The following is a 21111-nucleotide window of genomic DNA, read 5'->3' on the forward strand; positions in this document are numbered from 1 at the left end:
GCTGTTTTACGCGTATGACAGGATACGGAGGACGGTTGTGGCGCACGTCTTCGGTGAACGCACTCTGGCCACACTGGAGCGTCTTCTGAGCCTGCTGTCGGCCTTTGAGGTCGTGGTATGGATGACGGATGGCTGGCCGCTGTATGAATCACGCCTGAAGGGAAAGCTGCACGTTATCAGCAAGCGTTACACTCAGCGCATTGAGCGACATAATCTGAATCTGAGACAACATCTGGCAAGGCTGGGACGGAAGTCACTGTCGTTCTCAAAATCGGTGGAGCTGCATGACAAGGTCATCGGGCATTATCTGAACATAAAACACTATCAGTAAGTTGGAGTCATTACCGCGCTCGCCAACGAAACGTATTTTTTAACAATAAAAGCTATTAACTTTCTCTTCTTCTATGCATTAGAATCATCAAGTTTTGTAAATCAGACGCAGGCATGATAGACCTGCCTTAACAGAGGGACGCTCAGTGGCGCAGATAAACCGTATTTCGATCACGCTCTGTGCTTTACTTTTTACCACCCTGCCTTTAACGCCTATGGCCCATGCTTCAAAGCAAGCCAGGGAGAGTTCTGCTACCACTCATATCACCAAAAAAGCAGATAAAAAGAAAAGCACGGCAACCACCAAAAAGACCCAGAAAACAGCGAAAAAAGCCGCCAGTAAAAGTACGACCAAAAGCAAAACCGCTTCTTCCGTTAAAAAATCTTCCATTACCGCTTCTAAAAACGCCAAAACTCGCAGCAAACACGCCGTCAATAAAACGGCCTCAGCCAGCTTTACCGAAAAGTGTACCAAACGTAAGGGCTATAAATCGCATTGTGTGAAAGTCAAAAATGCCGCGTCAGGAACTCTTGCCGACGCGCACAAAGCGAAGGTGCAAAAAGCTACGAAAGTGGCAATGAATAAACTGATGCAGCAAATTGGTAAGCCATATCGTTGGGGTGGCAGCTCACCGCGTACCGGTTTTGATTGCAGCGGCCTGGTTTATTACGCTTATAAAGATTTGGTGAAAATTCGTATTCCGCGTACGGCGAATGAAATGTATCACCTGCGTGATGCAGCGCCAATCGAACGTAGTGAACTGAAAAACGGCGACCTGGTCTTTTTCCGTACTCAGGGACGCGGCACAGCCGATCATGTCGGCGTGTATGTCGGCAACGGCAAATTTATTCAGTCACCGCGCACAGGTCAGGAAATTCAAATCACTTCTCTCAGTGAAGACTACTGGCAGCGCCACTATGTTGGCGCTCGTCGGGTAATGACCCCAAAAACACTTCGCTAAAACTTTACCCTGTTGTTACGGCAACAGGGTAAGTTCATCTTTTGTCTCACCTTTTAATTTGCTACCCTATCCATACGCACAATAAGGCTATTGTACGTATGCAAATTAATAATAAAGGAGAGTAGCAATGTCATTCGAATTACCTGCACTACCATATGCTAAAGATGCTCTGGCACCGCACATTTCTGCGGAAACTATCGAGTATCACTACGGCAAGCATCATCAGACTTATGTCACTAACCTGAACAACCTGATTAAAGGTACCGCGTTTGAAGGTAAATCACTGGAAGAGATTATTCGCAGCTCTGAAGGTGGCGTATTCAACAACGCAGCTCAGGTCTGGAACCATACTTTCTACTGGAACTGCCTGGCACCGAACGCCGGTGGCGAACCGACTGGAAAAGTCGCTGAAGCTATCGCCGCATCTTTTGGCAGCTTTGCCGATTTCAAAGCGCAGTTTACTGATGCAGCGATCAAAAACTTTGGTTCTGGCTGGACCTGGCTGGTGAAAAACAGCGATGGCAAACTGGCTATCGTTTCAACCTCTAACGCGGGTACTCCGCTGACCACCGATGCGACTCCGCTGCTGACCGTTGATGTCTGGGAACACGCTTATTACATCGACTATCGCAATGCACGTCCTGGCTATCTGGAGCACTTCTGGGCGCTGGTGAACTGGGAATTCGTAGCGAAAAATCTCGCTGCATAATAACTGATGGCAAATGCAGCATTGCCTGATGCGCTTCGTTTACCATGCCAACGCGGATGAGGCGTTAACAGCGCATTCGGCAAGATAAATCGCACGTTGTCAGCAACTGTAACGCAGAAGGTTATCCTTCTGCGTTTTTGTTTAATTAGCTGTTAGCAACGCAAACTGTTTCAGGTTGTTTTCTGGCTGACATAAACACCAGCAATAATGCCAGTCCCGCGACAATCGCTCCCATCACCGGCACAAAGCTGTATCCCAGCCCAGCGGAAATTACCGCACCACCAGCAGCTGCTCCCAGCGCATTTCCAAGATTAAAGGCACCAATATTGACTGATGAAGACAGACCTGGCGCTTCACTGGCGACACGCATCACGCGCATCTGTAACGGCGGTACGACCGCAAAGGCTGCTGCGCCCCACACCACCATGCTAATAGCTGCGCCGAACTCATTGCGGGCCAGGAACGGGATTGCCAGCATAATCACCATCAACAACAACAAAAAGCCTTTCAACGTGCCGTTAACTGAACGATCTGCCAGTTTGCCGCCGGGATAGTTACCGATAGAGAATCCGACACCAATCAGCACCAGCATTGCCGTAACGAACACCGGTGTTGCGTGGGTAATACTTTGCAGTACCGGAGAGATATAGGTGTAGAGAGTAAACATTGCACCAGCTCCCAGTACCGTCGTCAGCAATGCAGACAACACCTGCGGACGCATTAATACCGCCAGCTCTTTTTTCACTTCAGGTCGTGCCCCTGCACCACCTTTAGGTAATGAGAAGAACAGACTTACCATTGAAATCACTCCCAGCCCCGCCGTTGCCAGAAATGACATCCGCCAGCCGATGGTTTCACCCAACCAGGTCGCCGCCGGCACGCCACCGATATTTGCCAGGGTTAACCCCATAAACATAGTGGCAACTGCGCTGGCCTGTTTATGTTTTGGCTCCACGCTTGCGGCCACGACTGAACCCAAACCAAAAAATGCTCCGTGATTCAGGCTGGTCAAAATGCGTGAAAGCATCAGGGTCATATAATCCGGCGCGATGGCGGAAAGTACGTTGCCGAGCGTGAAAATTGCCATCAGGAAAATCAACGCACTGCGGCGGGCACGATGAGAAAGTAGAAGCGTCATCAGCGGCGCGCCAACCATTACGCCAACTGCATAGGCACTGATTAACATTCCGGCAGCGGGAATCGAGACATCCACACCGCGCGCAATGACGGGCAACAAGCCCATTGGCGAGAACTCCGTTGTCCCGATACCAAACGCGCCAATCGCCAGCGCCAGCGCCAGCGCCAGCAACGGATAGTTAATTTTCATGCCTTATCTCCACCTCTTCGCGTCATTACGCGATATTCATTAAAGTGGCGAAAGCATGACAGCAATCACAAAAAAATGAAAATAACAAAAAGAGAAAACACTTTTGCCATTTTGCTAACAAACAGGAAGGAGATGCGAGGGAGAACGCGCTCCCTCGAGAGGAAATCAGTGCAGCGCGGCAGTCAAACCCACGGCCACGATCAAACCGAGGACGATAATCGTTGTTACCAGTGAAAATTTAAGGTCGGTGCTCATCAAGTTTTCTCCTTTTTTATTACCACACAAATAGTGATATTACGCATTTTTACACACTGTGATGAAAAAATCTCCCGTCATTTATAATGATAAGTGTTTTTACCACTTCCCCTTTTCGTCAAGATCGGCCAAAATTCCACGCTTACACTATTTGCGTACTGGCCATTGACCCCTTCCTGACGCTCCGTGTCGTTTTTCCGGCGTACCGCAACACTTTTGTTGTGCGTAAGGTGTGTAAAGGCAAACGTTTACCTTGCGATTTTGCAGGAGCTGAAGTTAGGGTCTGGAGTGAAATGGAATGGCAACAATAAAAGATGTAGCGAAACGAGCAAACGTTTCCACTACAACTGTGTCACACGTAATCAACAAAACACGTTTCGTCGCTGAAGAAACGCGCAACGCCGTGTGGGCAGCGATTAAAGAATTACACTACTCCCCTAGCGCGGTGGCGCGTAGCCTGAAGGTTAACCACACCAAGTCTATCGGTTTGCTGGCGACCAGCAGCGAAGCGGCCTATTTTGCCGAGATCATTGAAGCGGTTGAAAAAAATTGCTTCCAGAAAGGTTACACCCTGATTCTGGGTAATGCGTGGAACAATCTTGAGAAACAGCGGGCTTATCTGTCGATGATGGCGCAAAAACGCGTCGATGGTCTGCTGGTGATGTGTTCTGAGTACCCAGAGCCGTTGCTGGCGATGCTGGAAGAGTATCGCCATATCCCAATGGTGGTGATGGACTGGGGTGAAGCAAAAGCTGACTTCACCGATGCGGTCATTGATAACGCGTTCGAAGGCGGCTACATGGCCGGGCGTTATCTGATTGAACGCGGTCACCGCGAAATCGGCGTCATCCCCGGCCCGCTGGAACGTAACACCGGCGCAGGCCGCCTTGCCGGTTTTATGAAGGCGATGGAAGAAGCGATGATCAAGGTGCCGGAAAGCTGGATTGTTCAGGGTGACTTTGAACCCGAATCTGGTTATCGCGCCATGCAGCAAATACTGTCGCAGCCGCATCGCCCTACTGCCGTCTTCTGTGGTGGCGATATCATGGCAATGGGCGCACTTTGTGCTGCTGATGAAATGGGTCTGCGCGTCCCGCAGGATGTTTCGCTGATCGGTTATGATAACGTGCGCAACGCCCGCTATTTTACGCCGGCGCTGACCACGATCCACCAGCCAAAAGATTCGCTGGGTGAAACAGCGTTCAACATGCTGTTGGATCGTATCGTCAACAAACGTGAAGAACCGCAGTCCATTGAAGTGCATCCGCGCTTGATTGAACGCCGCTCCGTGGCTGACGGCCCGTTCCGCGACTATCGTCGTTAATCACCCGTTGCGGGAGTCTCTTCCGGCTCCCGCAGCCACTCCTTATTCAGCGTCTCACTATCGCCGAGATACTCAAGCAGCCAGGTTAACGCAGGCGACATATCATTTTGCTGCCATGTCAGACAACATGCCGAATCCGGGAAGGGGTTTTCCAATTCAAGTGCTACCCACTTCCCCTCATTAAGCCACGGTTTGGCGAAATGTGTTGGCACCATCCCTATGCATAATCCTGCCGAGATACAGGTTGCCGATGATTCCCAGTCAGGCACGACAACTCTTTTTTGGTTATCCAGTAACCAGGTAATACGTTTAGGTAGCGTTCGCGAGGTGTCTTCGCGCACCAACGACGGCCAGTTGCGCAACGTATCATCGCTGAATGGGCCATCCATCAACGCCAGCGGGTGGTGGCTGGCAACAACGCAACTCCAGCTTAGCATCCCCATATCCCGGAAGGCATAACGACCGCCTACCGGAATCGCGCGTGTTGCGCCAATCGCCAGTTCCACGCGCCCGTCGGAAAGCGCATCCCAGACACCGTTGAACACTTCCTGAAAGACAAGAAGTTCGACATCATCAAAATGGCGATAAAAATCAACGATCATCTGCCGTGTACGTTCTGGCCTGACAATATTATCCACTGCGATAGCTAACTGACCGCGCCAGCCGTTCGCTATCTGCTGACATTGCTGGCGGGTGATCTGCATTTTTTTGACAACAGAGCGCCCTTCTTTGAGAAACCACGCTCCAGCAGCGGTCAGCTCCACATCACGGTGCCGTCGTTCAAAGAGCGGCACGCCAGCCACTCTTCCAGCTGACGCACGGTATAGCTGACCGCAGAAGGAACGCGATGCAGCTCCTGTGCCGCAGCGCTAAAACTACCATTACGCGCTACCGCATCAACAACTTCGAGTGAATATTCTGACCACATAGTCTGCCTGCAAAATTTTTGAAATCAGTCATCAAATATTACCGTTTCACAACACTAATTTCACTCCCTACACTTTGCGGCGGTGTTTAATTGAGAGATTTAGAGAATATACATGCAACCTGGGAAAAGATTTTTAGTCTGGCTGGCGGGTTTGAGCGTACTCGGTTTTCTGGCAACCGATATGTATCTGCCTGCTTTCGCCGCCATACAGGCCGACCTGCAAACGCCTGCGTCTGCTGTCAGTGCCAGCCTTAGTCTGTTCCTTGCCGGTTTTGCCGCAGCCCAGCTTCTGTGGGGGCCACTCTCCGACCGTTATGGTCGTAAACCGGTGTTATTAATCGGCCTGACAATTTTTGCGTTAGGTAGTCTGGGGATGCTGTGGGTAGAAAACGCCGCTACGCTGCTGGTATTGCGTTTTGTACAGGCTGTGGGTGTCTGCGCCGCGGCGGTTATCTGGCAAGCGTTAGTGACGGATTATTATCCTTCACAGAAAGTTAACCGAATTTTTGCGACCATCATGCCGCTGGTGGGTCTATCTCCGGCCCTGGCTCCTCTGTTAGGAAGCTGGCTGCTGGTCCATTTTTCCTGGCAGGCGATTTTCGCCACCCTGTTTGCCATTACCGTGGTGCTGATTCTGCCTATTTTCTGGCTCAAACCCACGACGAAGGCCGGTAACAATAGTCAGGATGGTCTGACCTTTACCGACCTGCTACGTTCTAAAACCTATCGCGGCAACGTGCTGATATACGCGGCCTGTTCAGCCAGTTTTTTTGCATGGCTGACCGGTTCACCGTTCATCCTTAGTGAAATGGGCTACAGCCCGGCAGTTATTGGTTTAAGTTATGTCCCGCAAACTATCGCGTTTCTGATTGGTGGTTATGGCTGTCGCGCCGCGCTGCAGAAATGGCAAGGCAAGCAGTTATTACCGTGGTTGCTGGTGCTGTTTGCTGTCAGCGTCATTGCGACCTGGGCTGCGGGCTTCATTAGCCATGTGTCGCTGGTCGAAATCCTGATCCCATTCTGTGTGATGGCGATTGCCAATGGCGCGATCTACCCTATTGTTGTCGCCCAGGCGCTGCGTCCCTTCCCACACGCAACTGGTCGCGCCGCAGCGTTGCAGAACACTCTACAACTGGGTCTGTGCTTCCTCGCAAGTCTGGTAGTTTCCTGGCTTATTAGTATCAGCACGCCATTGCTCACCACCACCAGCGTGATGTTATCAACAGTAGTGCTGGTCGCGCTGGGTTACATGATGCAACGTTGTGAAGAAGCTGGCTGCCAGAATCATGGCAATGCCGAAGTCGCTCATAGCGAATCACACTGATCTATATCGATATACTTATACTTAGGCTGCTAACAAAATTTTGTTGTATGATTGAAATTAGCGGCCTATACTAATTTCGAGTTGTTAAAGCTACGATAAATATTATGTTTTTACGGGGACAGGATCGTTCCCGACTCACTATGGATGGTCATTTCGGCAAGGGTTCCTCCTTTCCCTCTGTTCTACGTCGGATTATAGACTCGCGGTTTTTTCTGCGAGATTTCTCACAAAGCCCAAAAAGCGTCTACGCTGTTTTAAGGTTCTGATCACCGACCAGTGATGGAGAAACTATGAGTTCATCGTGTATAGAAGAAGTCAGCGTACCGGATGACAACTGGTACCGTATCGCCAACGAATTACTTAGCCGTGCCGGTATAGCCATTAACGGTTCTGCCCCGGCGGATATTCGTGTGAAAAACCCCGATTTTTTTAAACGCGTTCTGCAAGAAGGCTCTTTGGGGTTAGGCGAAAGTTATATGGATGGCTGGTGGGAATGTGACCGACTGGATATGTTTTTTAGCAAAGTCTTACGCGCAGGTCTCGAGAACCAACTCCCCCATCATTTCAAAGACACGCTGCGTATTGCCGGCGCTCGTCTCTTCAATCTGCAGAGTAAAAAACGTGCCTGGATAGTCGGCAAAGAGCATTACGATTTGGGTAATGACTTGTTCAGCCGCATGCTTGATCCCTTCATGCAATATTCCTGCGCTTACTGGAAAGATGCCGATAATCTGGAATCTGCCCAGCAGGCGAAGCTCAAAATGATTTGTGAAAAATTGCAGTTAAAACCAGGGATGCGCGTACTGGATATTGGCTGCGGCTGGGGCGGACTGGCACACTACATGGCATCTAATTATGACGTAAGCATGGTGGGCGTCACCATTTCTGCCGAACAGCAAAAAATGGCTCAGGAACGCTGTGAAGGCTGGATGTCACCATTTTGCTGCAAGATTATCGTGACCTGAACGACCAGTTTGATCGTATTGTTTCTGTGGGGATGTTCGAGCACGTCGGACCGAAAAATTACGATACCTATTTTGCGGTGGTGGATCGTAATTTGAAACCGGAAGGCATATTCCTGCTCCATACTATCGGTTCGAAAAAAACCGATCTGAATGTTGATCCCTGGATTAATAAATATATTTTTCCGAACGGTTGCCTGCCCTCTGTACGCCAGATTGCTCAGTCCAGCGAACCCCACTTTGTGATGGAAGACTGGCATAACTTCGGTGCTGATTACGATACTACGTTGATGGCGTGGTATGAACGATTCCTCGCCGCATGGCCAGAAATTGCGGATAACTACAGTGAACGCTTTAAACGGATGTTTACCTATTATCTGAATGCCTGCGCAGGTGCTTTCCGCGCCCGTGATATTCAGCTCTGGCAGGTCGTGTTCTCACGCGGTGTTGAAAACGGCCTTCGAGTCGCTCGCTAAAGGCTATTCTATCGCCCCCTCTCCGGGGGCGATTTCAGATCAGGCTTCTGTACCTGGTTGATTCATGGCATTTTCTCGTGCCGCCAGCACACGTTCTACCGTATCTACCACTGCCTGAGTTTGTGGATCAATTTCAATGTTGACGCGTGCGCCGAGTTTTTTCTTCCCAAGAGTCGTGCGTTCCAGAGTTTCCGGAATTAAATGGACGCAAAAACGCGTTGGCGTGACTTCGCCGACGGTCAGGCTAATACCGTCGATGCCAATAAATCCTTTGTACAGGATATATTTCATCAACTGACTATCCTGGACTTTAAACCAGATCTGGCGATTATTTTCCGAGGTTAATATTTTCGCCACTTCAGCGGTGGTCATAATATGACCTGACATTAAGTGTCCGCCAATTTCATCACTGAATTTCGCCGCACGCTCAACGTTTACCCAATCCCCCACTTTTAAATCGCCAAGATTGGTAATGCGTAACGTTTCTTTCATCAGGTCAAAACTGACATGGTTGCCGTTAATTTCCGTCACGGTCAGGCAGCAACCGTTATGCGCCACGGAAGCACCGGTTTCCAGGCCGTCCAGCATGTGGTCGGGTAACTCCACCACATGCGTACGAAAATTTGGTTTCTCGTCAATCGACACCAGTTTTGCGGTGCCCTGTACAATCCCCGTAAACATACTTACAACTCCTGAAATCAGTTAAGACATTCTGTTCAGCACAATAGCAGGTGGCAAACGCCCTTACCAGTGAAGGGGTAAGAATGACTATTTTTTCACTGGAGAATTAATAAATCCTCGCTACAATAGACTGAATTTCCCCTGCTTCTTCTTTTTGCTGCCCATTCAGGCGGCTTTTTAGTCTCTCATATAACTACAAATAAAAGGTGTTCACGTGCAGAAGTATATCAGTGAAGCGCGTCTGTTATTAGCATTAGCAATCCCGGTGATTCTCGCGCAAATCGCCCAAACTGCGATGGGTTTTGTCGATACCGTGATGGCGGGCGGCTATAGTGCCACCGACATGGCGGCGGTCGCTATCGGTACTTCTATCTGGCTTCCGGCGATCCTCTTTGGTCACGGACTGCTGCTGGCATTAACGCCGGTTATCGCGCAATTAAATGGTTCCGGTCGACGTGAGCGCATTGCGCATCAGGTGCGACAAGGTTTCTGGCTGGCAGGTTTTGTTTCCGTTCTCATTATGCTGGTGCTGTGGAATGCAGGTTACATTATCCGCTCCATGGAAAACATCGATCCGGCTCTGGCGGACAAAGCCGTGGGTTATCTGCGTGCGTTGTTGTGGGGCGCGCCGGGCTATCTGTTCTTCCAGGTTGCCCGTAACCAATGTGAAGGTCTGGCAAAAACCAAGCCGGGTATGGTAATGGGCTTTATCGGCCTGCTGGTGAACATTCCGGTGAACTATATCTTTATTTATGGTCATTTCGGTATGCCTGAGCTCGGTGGCGTTGGTTGTGGCGTGGCTACTGCGGCGGTGTATTGGGTCATGTTCCTTGCCATGGTTTCTTACATTAAACGCGCCCGCTCCATGCGCGATATTCGTAACGAAAAAGGCACCGCGAAACCCGATCCTGCGGTTATGAAACGACTGATTCAACTCGGTTTACCGATTGCGCTGGCACTATTCTTTGAAGTGACACTGTTTGCCGTCGTGGCTCTGTTAGTGTCTCCGCTCGGTATTGTTGATGTCGCAGGACACCAGATTGCCCTGAACTTTAGTTCACTGATGTTTGTGCTTCCAATGTCGCTGGCGGCAGCGGTAACTATCCGCGTAGGTTATCGTCTGGGTCAGGGCTCAACGCTGGATGCGCAAACGCTGCGCGGACCGGGCTTATGGTGGGTGTCTGTATGGCAACCCTGACGGCCATTTTCACGGTTTCACTCCGGGAGCAAATCGCCCTGTTGTACAACGACAATCCCGAGGTTGTAACGCTGGCTGCGCATTTGATGTTGCTGGCGGCGGTATATCAGATTTCTGACTCAATCCAGGTGATTGGCAGTGGGATTTTGCGTGGTTATAAAGATACGCGTTCCATTTTCTATATCACCTTTACAGCTTACTGGGTGCTGGGCTTGCCAAGCGGCTATATTCTGGCACTGACCGATCTGGTCGTTGAACCTATGGGGCCAGCAGGCTTCTGGATAGGCTTTATTATCGGCCTGACATCGGCAGCCATTATGATGATGTTGCGTATGCGGTTCCTGCAACGTCTGCCGTCAGTTATCATTCTGCAACGAGCATCCCGCTAATAAAGACAAGGCGCAACCTTCACGGGTTGCGCCTGTGTTTTTACGCAGGCTGGAGCGTTGCGCCAATCCCGTCTTCGTCTGGCTGTAATTTCAGAGCGTTGCACAGAGTTTGCCGACTGGCATCTGTTATCTCAACGTGTATATCACCGGTAACTTCCCCTTTCACATTGATGAAGTCAGGTGAGATTTCTTTCGCACTGGTTTGCAGGCAAATCGCTCCCTCTCCGCGCAGGCGTTTCACTTTCAGTTGCACATGCGTTGCCGCACCAGTGATCAGCCACAGTTTTCCGCCATTCAGATTGATGTTACCAACAATAAAAGTGACACCGTCACCTTTTACCGTACTGCCGTCGAGAATCAACACACCGCCCTGCTGTACAGTAATCGTTGATTGTTGCAGATCTGCGCCATAGCCAATAATCATTGAAGCGCCGTCCAGTAATGCAACACTCCCGGTCAGTTCAACCGGTGCGCGATCTTCCTCTACGACAAAATTTTCGTCCGCGCTGGTGGGTGACAACAGGATCACTGTTCCACCTTGTATTACCGCATTTTCCAGCGTACCGGCATGCACTTCAGCCCGACCACCCACATTCACGGACAGGTTTTGCGTCTTACCGGAACTGTAGAGCTGAAGGCCATCCGTCCCCAGACGATAAATGGATCCATTCTCAACAATGGTGTCAGAGTCTTCACCACCGAGATTATTCATGGTGCCACCAGCAAGCAACGTATCACTGGCTTTCCCGGCCAGCATAAAAACGCCGCCCTGATTAATCTCACAATTGCTGGCTTCCCCACCTGGATACACCAACAATTCACCACCTTCATCTACCACGACCGCTGAGGTTGTCCCATTAACCAACAGGCCGCCCTCTTGATCGAGAATGATTTTTTCCGCGCGATGTCCTTCCAGTACACGCAGGTTACCGCCATTTTCCAGCAACAAACCGCAGGCATAACCCTGATCAACGCTGAATTCACCTTCGGGATGGCGGCCATTAACCGTAGCGAGCGTAGAGAGACTAATTGCGCCTCCCTCGGACTGAACAATATCTGTGGCAATGGCACCGTCGCTGACCGATAGCGTGCCATTGTTACCGTACTGTGTGCATTTGGCGATCCCACCGGTTGCCACTTTCAACCAGCCAGCCCCCGTGACTACGGTATTTTCGGCTCTTCCGCCAGCTTCAACAATCAACTCGCCTTCAGTAAGTTGCGTCGCGCCAATGACCTCGCCGGTCTTAACAATTTGCACATTCCCGTCGCTCATCAAGTTTTTCGCATCAGATCCCATGATTTATTCCTTTGCTGCATCTGTGTGCCTTTATTGCTACCTAAATGTAAAGGCTACGGAGGATTTATCCACGACAGATTTGAGATGGTGGCAAACAACTCTGTTTAAACTCTGATACACGAATTATTGGGTTGTATCAGATGTAAATGCGATCCTGAATAAAAATCGCCCTTGCAAATCAACAAAATATAGCCAATTTGCTTAAAAGCTCTGCAAACGGTCGAAATAGCGCAGAAAATTACGTTTTGCCTCTTGCCACCTTCCCACTCTGCCGCTAATATTCGTCCCCGTTGTCACCTACAACGTTGCGTTCATAGCTCAGTTGGTTAGAGCACCACCTTGACATGGTGGGGGTCGTTGGTTCGAGTCCAATTGAACGCACCATCCTGCGTCCGTAGCTCAGTTGGTTAGAGCACCACCTTGACATGGTGGGGGTCGGTGGTTCGAGTCCACTCGGACGCACCAGATTTTCTTAATCTGGTCTTCTCCTTTTTCCCTCTGTTTCTTCTCTGTATCCAATACGTTAAAAGATTTACACTGTCTTCGTATGCGTTATCAGAAGGAGAATCGCTATGGCAACTTTGTTACAACTTCATTTTGCTTTTAATGGCCCATTTGGCGACGCAATGGCTGAGCAGCTTAAACCGCTTGCTGAGTCGATTAATCAGGAACCTGGTTTTCTGTGGAAGGTATGGACAGAAAGTGAAAAGAACCACGAAGCCGGTGGGATCTATCTTTTTACTGATGAAAAAAGCGCCCTTGCCTATCTGGAAAAACATACTGCCCGACTTAAAAATCTCGGCGTTGAGGAAGTTGTCGCCAAAGTTTTCGATGTCAATGAGCCACTGAGTCAAATCAATCAGGCAAAACTCGCCTGACAGAATTTAATCAAGGGCGGTTAGCGCCCTTTTCATCCCTGTCTGAAATTTCTCAAATTCTAAAAATCTCAACCAAACTTATCTGATAACACTAAATTCGAAAGAATGCGTACAGGTAAGTAACAATGAAAAAAATTGCTATTGTGGGTGCCGGGCCTACGGGGATCTACACCTTATTCTCGCTTCTACAGCAACAAACTCCACTTTCTATTTCTATCTTCGAGCAGGCTGACGAGGCCGGTGTCGGGATGCCATACAGTGATGAGGAAAACTCAAAAATGATGCTGGCAAATATTGCCAGTATTGAAATACCGCCGATTAATTGTACGTATCTCGAATGGCTACAAAAGCAAGAAGCCAGCCATCTCCAGCGTTATGGCGTTAAAAAAGAAACCTTGCACGATCGTCAGTTTTTACCGCGAATTCTGCTGGGCGAATATTTCCGCGATCAATTTTTACGATTAGTAGACCAGGCACGACAGCAAAAATTTGCAGTGGCTGTTTATGAATCATGCCAGGTTACCGATCTGCAAATTACAAATGCTGGCGTCATGCTCGCTACAAATCAGGATTTACCCAGCGAGACGTTTGATTTAGCGGTGATTGCCACGGGTCACGTCTGGCCTGATGAAGAAGAAGCAACCAGAACGTATTTTCCCAGTCCGTGGTCAGGCCTGATGGAAGCAAAGGTCGATGCGTGTAACGTGGGTATTATGGGAACATCCTTGAGCGGACTGGATGCGGCAATGGCAGTGGCTATTCAGCATGGTTCGTTCATTGAAGATGATAAACAACACGTCGTTTTTAACCGCGATAACGCAAGTGAAAAGCTAAATATTACGTTGATGTCGCGCACGGGTATTTTACCCGAAGCCGATTTCTATTGCCCTATTCCCTACGAGCCCTTACACATCGTCACCGATCAGGCATTAAATGCTGAGATTCAAAAAGGTGAAGAGGGCCTTTTGGATCGGGTATTTAGATTGATAGTAGAGGAAATCAAGTTTGCTGATCCAGACTGGAGCCAACGCATAGCCTTAGAGAGCCTGAATGTCGATTCCTTTGTTCAAGCCTGGTTTGCCGAGCGCAAACAACGCGACCCATTTGACTGGGCAGAAAAAAATCTCCAGGAAGTCGAACGCAATAAACGAGAAAAACATACTGTTCCCTGGCGTTATGTCATTCTGCGCCTGCATGAAGCCGTACAGGAAATTGTTCCACATCTGAATGAACACGACCATAAACGGTTCAGTAAAGGCCTTGCCCGGGTTTTTATCGATAATTATGCGGCAATCCCTTCAGAGTCTATTCGTCGGCTGCTGGCCTTACGTGAAGCGGGGATCATTCATATTCTCGCCCTCGGTGAAGACTACGAAATGGAAATTAATGAGTCGCGCACCGTCCTGAAAACGGAAGACAACAGCTACTCGTTTGACGTTTTTATTGATGCCCGCGGACAGCGTCCGCTTAAAGTGAAAGATATTCCTTTCCCTGGGCTACGCGAGCAATTACAGAAAACAGGGGATGAAATCCCTGATGTTGGCGAAGATTATACGTTACAGCAACCCGAAGATATTCGTGGACGCGTAGCGTTCGGCGCGTTGCCCTGGTTGATGCACGACCAGCCTTTCGTTCAGGGACTTACGGCATGTGCAGAAATTGGTGAGGCGATGGCTCGGGCGGTCGTAAAACCTGCATCCCGTGCACGTCGGCGTCTTTCGTTTGATTAAAGGTAAAGCTATCAGCACTCAACAAACTGATGCTGTTCATTAAGACGATAGCGGACTCCGGTTCGAATATTGTTTTCACCTTCAATGGCGACGGCGAAGCGAACTCTTTCGCCGTCATGATATGCCAGTGCGGCGCTTCCCCCTGACCCGAGAATAATTGAGTCGACCACGCCCGTGCTCACTACCGTTGAATTTTCACCGCTGGCAATGATGTGTACATTGTCGCCGCTGTTGGCAATTCTGGCGTTTGCGCCAAAGCTGGCGATTTGCACCAGGTCACCATTACTGGCGACATGACACCGTTCACCCAATGTACAAACGCGTACTCGCATTCCGGTATTCGCAATCCGACTACTATCTCCAGCGCTGCTTATCCGCGAAGAATTACCGGTTACAGCAACCCGTGCGCGTTCACCGGAGCTGCCAATGTGACTGTTAAAGCCGACACTTCCAATCCGCACGCTATAACCCATACTGGCAATTTGCGCGGCATACCCAGCGATTGCGATTCGGGCGTTATCCTCACAACAGCCGATGCGAGCATGATCGTCGCTGCGGGCAAACTGACTGCAAAATGGTATCTCTCCGGGGTCTGTGGCCAGTTTTTGCATAGAGGAAACTTCCTGATGCGCGAAGTTTTCATCCGCCAGCCATTTTTTCCACGCATACTCAACCAGACTCTCCGCCCAGTCCGTATATCCTTCCTCAATCAGTGCATGATGAATATCGGCATAACTACCGCCGCGTCGGAAATGGCGCAGGAACCAGCGATACATCACCGCTCCGATACGCCATTCTCGCAGGTCTGCTCGTGTAATGATCATTCGTTAGTGCCGGTGATAGCCATCGACCATGCTTTTAAAGGTTTCGTGTGGCGTACGCCCCGTGGTGCAAAGATAAAGATGTCCGAAGATAAAAAAGAGGCTTATAAATGCCAGAGCAAAATGCGCCTGCAATAACCAGTATCTTACGCCAGGAAACACATCTCCCACGGCTTGCGGATAGAGACACAACAGCCCCGTCAATAGTAACAACGGCAGCAATCCATACATGACACCAACATAGGCGACCTGCTGTAAGGGATTAAATTTAGACTGTGTTGTTGCCGGGAAAGGATGTTCTTCCCCCTGCATAATGCCAAACAAATAAAATCGCGTTTGTTTTGCCGCTCGTTCCAGCCACCCCTGACGACGAATGCGATAGTGGTGACCATTATCCCCAACGGCATTGATCAGCACAAAGCCGAGCCAGCATGCCAGTAACAAAAATCCGCAAACTTCATGCACCGCAACCAGACTTTTAACCGCAGTTGCGCCCACCATCGCAAAGTGATTTATCAGCCCACTTGCCAGCAACAATACAAAGAGTAACGCATTCGACCAGTGCCATAATCTGACCGCTTTGCTGTAAAGATAAACCTTCTCACCATGATCGGTGGCTGATTTCTTCACGCCACGAGCACGAAGCAAGGCGTGCAGCCCCAGCACCAACCACATCCCAACCAGCAATACTCCGGCAATGATCAACCACACCGGCCAAAATTCGGGAGTGAACTGTGGCACATAGTTCGCTAACTGGCTCTGAAACTGTTCAGCATGTTGCGACGGGTTCATACATTTTCCTTTTTAATCAAATGTTGACCGAACCGGCGATACAGATGCGGTTTCCCGGCACCAGGTAGCTGATATTGATAGTATTTATTATCCTGCAACCACGCCTGAATTTCTGGGCTATCTTCGCGACCAAAGATCAATGCGTGTTCCGGACAGGCGCTGACGCAAATGGGCGGAAAGCCTTTTGCCAGTCGGGACTCAGCGCAGAAATCACATTTATCTGCCACTTTAGTGACAGGGTTAAGGTAGCGAACCTGGTACGGACAAGCGCCAATGCAATAACTGCAGCCGATGCACTGCGATTTTTCTACCCGCACGATCCCCTGCTCATCACGCCACGATGCCCCCGTCGGGCAAACGTCGATGCACGGAGCATCTTCGCAGTGCTGACATGACTGGCGAAAAAAGTGATACTGCGTTTCGTTGTCGTTATCGGTGACTGGAATGTGTGCTATCGATAAACGGCTTCCCTGAGCGGGGACGTGGTTAGTTTTACGGCATGCGCGGGCGCAAATATTACAGCCATTGCACCGTGACTCGTCATGAATCATGGCATACCGAACTTCCTTTTCTTGCCTCGTGTTCGCTAACAGAGAAGACGCAGAACCAGTAAAAAAGATTACTGTTCCCATCCCCAGAACAAATTTGCGTCGAGTGAAGGACATCTGATTATCCCCTAATGCAGTGGCTGCAACTGTCCACCCTATCCATGACATCTCCCTGAAATTTCAGGGGTTCTGAAACTGCTCTACCTCGAACCATTCGCATAAGCCATAAGCCTTGCCATAGGTCATAAATCGCTCACTAAACAAGTACAACTCCGCCGTCGATGACTCCACCTGCCGTATATCGGCATATTCAGGTGCAACATCCATCGCGGCGATCGCGGCTTCAATCTGCGCTTCCTGGAAGTAATATGGCGCTTGCATCAGCATGGCGACTTTGTAAGGACGAGGATATGTCTGGCACTCAAAACGAACGGCGTGTGCAATGGCGCGACAAATGTCCTGCTCCACAACTTGCAAAGACATCGCCGCGTAGTTTTCACTCATGGCCTGCGTTGAGTAATAGTAATCATCCTGGCTTCCCGTCATACAAGCGATATCAGCGTAGTCTCCGTTCTGCTTAATGCTTTCCAGCAAAACTGACAGCTCCTCTTCTGCAACCGAATAGGGTGGCGAGAGAAACACGGCGCGCGCCACCAGCTGCCCAGCCGCAGAATGCTGGCGAATGAACTCTGCCAGGATTTCAGCCGGTTCTGGTTCGGTTACCGTATCAACGGGGTGACGCATCCCCTGTAACCATTGCCGCTTCGCCTCGTCAACTTCGCTGACTTTCGCTAACGGCAATTCATCCCGATGGTTCATCTCACCCATTCCTTACACAGGCAGTAGATTGTGTGCTGCCAGATCGGCGGCAATATCTTCCAGCCCCAGACGCTGCAATGTTTCGCGGGTGGGACTACCAAGCTGTGGGTCCCAGCCCATTTCTTTGTAGAACATCGTGAGCGAAGCATGCATATCGTCACGATCCATTTTGTCAGTACCTTCAGTAAAGACCGGGATCTGCGGATCCTTGTCGAATACCCAGGAACAGATAAGATCGTGTTCATTACGCATATCTTTGGTTTGCATAAGTTTTACCGTGTAGGCACGATGCAACGTAAAGATACGCTCTGCAGCTAAATCTAATTTTTCCTGAGTCATCTCTTCGCCGGTGATCGCTTTGAAGAATTTGGCTTCAAGCGCCAGATCGCCCCGGTAATTACGGCTTTTCAGCGGCGAAACGGTCATTGGCCAGACCCAGTTACACAGGGTGACGGCGTTATGCAAACAGACCCGCAACAGCGACCACTTAGCATATTTAATTTTTGCGTCATTGATTGGCGTGTAGTTTTTGGTTTCATCGTAGGCATCTTCAGAACCAAAAAGCTCTTTCGCCACTTCACGTTGCAGTTTCAATGGCAAGCCGGAACCAATAAAGTTGATATGGGTATGTGTCATGCAGTCACGGTTGAACATACAGTTAACAATGGAACCGACCTGCGCTGACGCTTCATTGGCATGGTGAACCGGATAGCCAAACGGCGACCAGAGTTTATTTTTCGCGTAGCCCCAGTACTCTTCACCCAAATTCCAGCGTTCTGCGATGGCATATGAACCATCAGCCAGGTGACTCAGCTCACCCACACGATGCGCCAGACGGTAGTAAAAATCTTTAATGAAATTAACGTCACCCGCTTCCAGTTGATCCCAGTGAATTTCCGCATACTCTTCAGCAGGCAGAACACACTTGAACACCCCTTTGCTGTAACAATAAGTAAAGTCGCGATGCAACTGCCCGTAGTTACACCATAGGCCGTAGTCATCGAACAAATTCAGACCAACCAAGTTACCAATCACACGGCCATCGTCTTTATCTTCAAAATCTTTCGGACCGTTCGGGAAGATGGTGGTATGGACAAAGTTGGCTACACAAGTGTTACCACCTGTGCTGGGCACGCCAAACTCTTTCACCCGAGGAATATTCATTTGGGTCATACAACGGATCGGGCAAGAGTGGCAGCCACTCATTTTTACTGTGTATTTCTCTGCCGCCGGACCTAAGTCAAAAACGGATTTATAGGTACGAAAGCCGACCGTGTTCTGATTGCCTGGCGGAATTTCCCCCGTTTCAATCGGACCACCTTCAGCCGCGCCCCAAAACAGCCCTTTACGTGCTGTCCAACGTGACTTGGGATCTGAATACTCTGCCCACGATTGCGGCGTACTTGGCACGACATGGTTGTTATTCGCACCAATAAGTTCAGTCATCATGTAATCGTTGAGACGCTTCATCTCCTGACGATCGGCAATGTTGACCCCTTTCGTCCCTTCAACCGCAATCGCTTTCAGGTTTTTCGAACCCATAATTGCGCCAGTTCCCGCACCGCCGCTGTGGTTACGGCTATTCAACATGCCAGAGAGAGGAACAAGGTTTTCCCCAGCCTGGCCAATAGCCGCCACACAGGTTTCCGGACTGGTCAATCGACAAATTTCTTCCGTCGTTGCGCGCGTCCCTTTTCCCCATAAGAAATCGGCTTTTTCCAGGCTAACTTTGTCATCTTTAATCTTCAGCCATACCGGTGATTTCGCCTTCCCTTCGATAATAATGACGTCGTATCCAGCGAATTTCATTTGCGCTGCAAAAAAGCCACCCATATGGGCATCGACAACTAAATTTCCTTTGGTAAAAGTAGAAAGTGAGGTGATATTTACGCGAGAACTACAGGGGGCACCAGATCCAGTTAATGGGCCGGTAGCAAAGACTAATTTATTCGCTTCATCGAAAGGTTTCGTGCCTGGCGGTACTTCGTCATACATAATTTTGTAGCCGAAGCCCATGCCACCGACAAAACTTTTAAACTTACTGGAATCTTCGAGGGTAATATTTCCTGTCGTGAGATTGACTCTTAATATATTACCTGTCCAACCGTTAGCCATGATTTTTTCCTTTGCAAGATTCTCACAGTAATATCTTTCCACTCGATAATTTTTAACGCCCCTGTTGGGCAGGCGTTTGCACATTCACCGCATAACACACATTTCGAGGATTTTTTACTTTCGGTATTTACGGTGGCCATCATCCACGGGCATGCCGTAGTACAGGCGCTACAGCCAATACCGCGTTTATGATCGACGGTAATACAGCCTTCTTTCTGCTGCCAGGTAATCGCACCAATCGGGCAGACGTTCATGCATTGCGGCTCTTTGCATTGACGGCAGGTGTCCGCGGTATAGTTGAGATCGCCATACAGGCCGCCGCCAGAGCCAACCCCGTTGTCGCCAAAGAAATAATTGCGATGGATTTTGATACGGGAGAAGAATGTCCCTACTGAGCCATCGTTGAAGTTGGTACAAGAGATTTCACAGCGGTGGCAACCCGTGCATCGCGCTCGCTGGGTCACCAGCACCCCTTTGGGTGTATTTATCAACCCTACTGTGCCGCTATCAATATCTTCCTGTTTGCAACCCAAAAGTGACAGTAACGCAGGGGCAATTGTTAGACCAGCAAGGCCTTTTCCTGATATACGCAAGAATTCTAATCGCGTTAAGCCAATATCTAATAGTGGACGATCAACCGGGTTCATTTATTTCGCATCCTCTTCGCAAACACAGTGCTGACAATTCAGCAGCCTGATATTAAGCATTCAATTAATACGCTGCTGACTCTGTCCCCAACACCAGATATTTTCCCTAACCCGATAGTGTATGAGAAAAGATTTAACGCCGATAAACTAATCCTTTATGGTTAGGAGAAAAAATAATGTGATTATTCTGAGCCCTTAACATTGATCGTTATCAATTAAAATTACAAAGCAAGAAATTATAAGTGAACTGAGGTAATGACTCCAACTTACTGATAGTGTTTTATGTTCAGATAATGCCCGATGACCTTGTCATGCAGCTCCACCGATTTTGAGAACGACAGTGACTTCCGTCCCAGCCTTGCCAGATGTTGTCTCAGATTCAGATTATGTCGCTCAATGCGCTGAGTGTAACGCTTGCTGATAACGTTCAGCTTTCCCTTCAGGCGTGATTCATACAGCGGCCAGCCATCCGTCATCCATACCACGACCTCAAAGGCCGGCAGCAGGCTCAGAAGACGCTCCAGTGTGGCCAGAGTGCGTTCACCGAAGACGTGCGCCACAACCGTCCTCCGTATCCTGTCATACGCGTAAAACAGCCA

Annotated in this window: 17 protein-coding genes, 2 tRNA genes and 4 pseudogenes; 11 read left to right on the plus strand and 12 right to left on the minus strand. The window is 49.5% G+C overall.

Translation table 11 applies throughout. The features are described from left to right. The 3 genes and pseudogenes from BHE85_RS22050 to sodB all read left to right on the plus strand — a co-directional run. Positions 1-331 (plus strand): annotated as a pseudogene (locus tag BHE85_RS22050) (IS1-like element IS1X2 family transposase); the annotation flags it as partial. A 145-nt stretch (positions 332-476) separates the two neighbouring features. Beyond that, entirely contained in the window at positions 477-1292 is an 816-nt protein-coding gene (gene mepH / locus BHE85_RS22055) for a peptidoglycan DD-endopeptidase MepH (protein WP_000057280.1), read from the plus strand. Positions 1293-1419: 127 nt separating this feature from the next. After that, the gene (gene sodB / locus BHE85_RS22060; protein ID WP_000007283.1) at positions 1420-2001 is read left to right on the plus strand and encodes a superoxide dismutase [Fe]; all 582 of its coding nucleotides are present in this window, start codon (positions 1420-1422) and stop codon (positions 1999-2001) included. Between the two features lie 145 nt (positions 2002-2146). Here sodB and BHE85_RS22065 read toward each other — a convergent pair whose 3' ends face one another. Together BHE85_RS22065 and cydH are read right to left on the minus strand one after the other, a co-directional pair. After that, entirely contained in the window at positions 2147-3328 is a 1182-nt protein-coding gene (locus tag BHE85_RS22065; protein WP_039064122.1) for an MFS transporter, read from the minus strand. 165 nt (positions 3329-3493) lie between these two features. Then, complete coding sequence (gene cydH / locus BHE85_RS22070; protein ID WP_000102278.1) at positions 3494-3583, minus strand: cytochrome bd-I accessory subunit CydH; 90 nt, start codon at positions 3581-3583, stop codon at positions 3494-3496. A 298-nt stretch (positions 3584-3881) separates the two neighbouring features. Here cydH and purR point away from each other — a divergent pair, with 298 nt between their 5' ends. Further along, positions 3882-4907 carry an HTH-type transcriptional repressor PurR gene (gene purR / locus BHE85_RS22075; protein WP_000190982.1) on the plus strand — a complete coding sequence of 342 codons (1026 nt, stop codon included), beginning with the start codon at positions 3882-3884 and terminating at the stop codon, positions 4905-4907. Here purR and punR read toward each other — a convergent pair. Beyond that, a pseudogene (gene punR, locus BHE85_RS22080) lies at positions 4904-5835 on the minus strand (DNA-binding transcriptional activator PunR). The gene purR and the pseudogene punR sit on opposite strands and share 4 nt — an antisense overlap. A gap of 112 nt (positions 5836-5947) precedes the next feature. Here punR and punC point away from each other — a divergent pair. Continuing rightward, positions 5948-7159 carry a purine nucleoside transporter PunC gene (gene punC, locus BHE85_RS22085; protein WP_001182350.1) on the plus strand — a complete coding sequence of 404 codons (1212 nt, stop codon included), beginning with the start codon at positions 5948-5950 and terminating at the stop codon, positions 7157-7159. 290 nt (positions 7160-7449) lie between these two features. Next, positions 7450-8597: pseudogene (cfa, locus tag BHE85_RS22090) on the plus strand (cyclopropane fatty acyl phospholipid synthase). Between the two features lie 39 nt (positions 8598-8636). On the opposite strand, the gene ribE reads toward cfa, so the two are convergent. Continuing rightward, positions 8637-9278 carry a riboflavin synthase gene (gene ribE / locus BHE85_RS22095; protein WP_000493947.1) on the minus strand — a complete coding sequence of 214 codons (642 nt, stop codon included), beginning with the start codon at positions 9276-9278 and terminating at the stop codon, positions 8637-8639. Positions 9279-9492: 214 nt separating this feature from the next. Between ribE and mdtK the strand changes: the two are divergent. Continuing rightward, positions 9493-10865: pseudogene (mdtK, locus tag BHE85_RS22100) on the plus strand (multidrug efflux MATE transporter MdtK). Positions 10866-10905: 40 nt separating this feature from the next. On the opposite strand, the gene BHE85_RS22105 reads toward mdtK, so the two are convergent. Next, positions 10906-12162 carry an AIDA repeat-containing protein gene (locus BHE85_RS22105; RefSeq protein WP_000534291.1) on the minus strand — a complete coding sequence of 419 codons (1257 nt, stop codon included), beginning with the start codon at positions 12160-12162 and terminating at the stop codon, positions 10906-10908. A gap of 307 nt (positions 12163-12469) precedes the next feature. Between BHE85_RS22105 and BHE85_RS22110 the strand changes: the two genes are divergently transcribed. The 4 genes from BHE85_RS22110 to BHE85_RS22125 all read left to right on the plus strand — a co-directional run bounded on the left by BHE85_RS22110 (position 12470) and on the right by BHE85_RS22125 (position 14770). Then, positions 12470-12546 (plus strand) — tRNA-Val (locus BHE85_RS22110). 4 nt (positions 12547-12550) lie between these two features. Further along, positions 12551-12627 (plus strand) — tRNA-Val (locus BHE85_RS22115). A gap of 107 nt (positions 12628-12734) precedes the next feature. After that, the gene (locus tag BHE85_RS22120; protein ID WP_000212657.1) at positions 12735-13040 is read left to right on the plus strand and encodes a monooxygenase; all 306 of its coding nucleotides are present in this window, start codon (positions 12735-12737) and stop codon (positions 13038-13040) included. Between the two features lie 125 nt (positions 13041-13165). Further along, entirely contained in the window at positions 13166-14770 is a 1605-nt protein-coding gene (locus BHE85_RS22125) for an FAD-NAD(P)-binding protein (RefSeq protein ID WP_000716925.1), read from the plus strand. A gap of 11 nt (positions 14771-14781) precedes the next feature. Here BHE85_RS22125 and ydhT read toward each other — a convergent pair whose 3' ends face one another. From ydhT to BHE85_RS22160, 7 genes are all read right to left on the minus strand, one after another. Beyond that, entirely contained in the window at positions 14782-15594 is an 813-nt protein-coding gene (gene ydhT / locus BHE85_RS22130) for a protein YdhT (RefSeq protein WP_000587601.1), read from the minus strand. A gap of 3 nt (positions 15595-15597) precedes the next feature. Further along, a complete protein-coding gene (phsC, locus tag BHE85_RS22135) occupies positions 15598-16383 on the minus strand; it encodes a thiosulfate reductase cytochrome B subunit (RefSeq protein ID WP_001069986.1) in 786 nt (261 codons plus the stop codon). Continuing rightward, positions 16380-17048: a 4Fe-4S dicluster domain-containing protein gene (locus tag BHE85_RS22140; protein ID WP_001349911.1), complete on the minus strand. Its 669-nt coding sequence runs from the start codon at positions 17046-17048 to the stop codon at positions 16380-16382. The genes phsC and BHE85_RS22140 overlap by 4 nt, the downstream gene beginning before the upstream one ends. A 63-nt stretch (positions 17049-17111) precedes the next feature. Then, a complete protein-coding gene (locus tag BHE85_RS22145; RefSeq protein WP_001549248.1) occupies positions 17112-17750 on the minus strand; it encodes a YdhW family putative oxidoreductase system protein in 639 nt (212 codons plus the stop codon). 12 nt (positions 17751-17762) lie between these two features. After that, a complete protein-coding gene (locus tag BHE85_RS22150; RefSeq protein ID WP_001273510.1) occupies positions 17763-19865 on the minus strand; it encodes an aldehyde ferredoxin oxidoreductase in 2103 nt (700 codons plus the stop codon). Beyond that, entirely contained in the window at positions 19835-20512 is a 678-nt protein-coding gene (locus BHE85_RS22155) for a ferredoxin-like protein (protein ID WP_039064121.1), read from the minus strand. The genes BHE85_RS22150 and BHE85_RS22155 overlap by 31 nt, the downstream gene beginning before the upstream one ends. Before the next feature lie 266 nt (positions 20513-20778). Continuing rightward, positions 20779-21111, minus strand: a 333-nt coding sequence (locus BHE85_RS22160) for an IS1 family transposase (RefSeq protein ID WP_069673502.1), incomplete at its 5' end; no start/stop codon positions are given.

The organism is Shigella sp. FC1567 (assembly GCF_001743015.1).
Taxonomy (GTDB): domain Bacteria; phylum Pseudomonadota; class Gammaproteobacteria; order Enterobacterales; family Enterobacteriaceae; genus Escherichia; species Escherichia coli.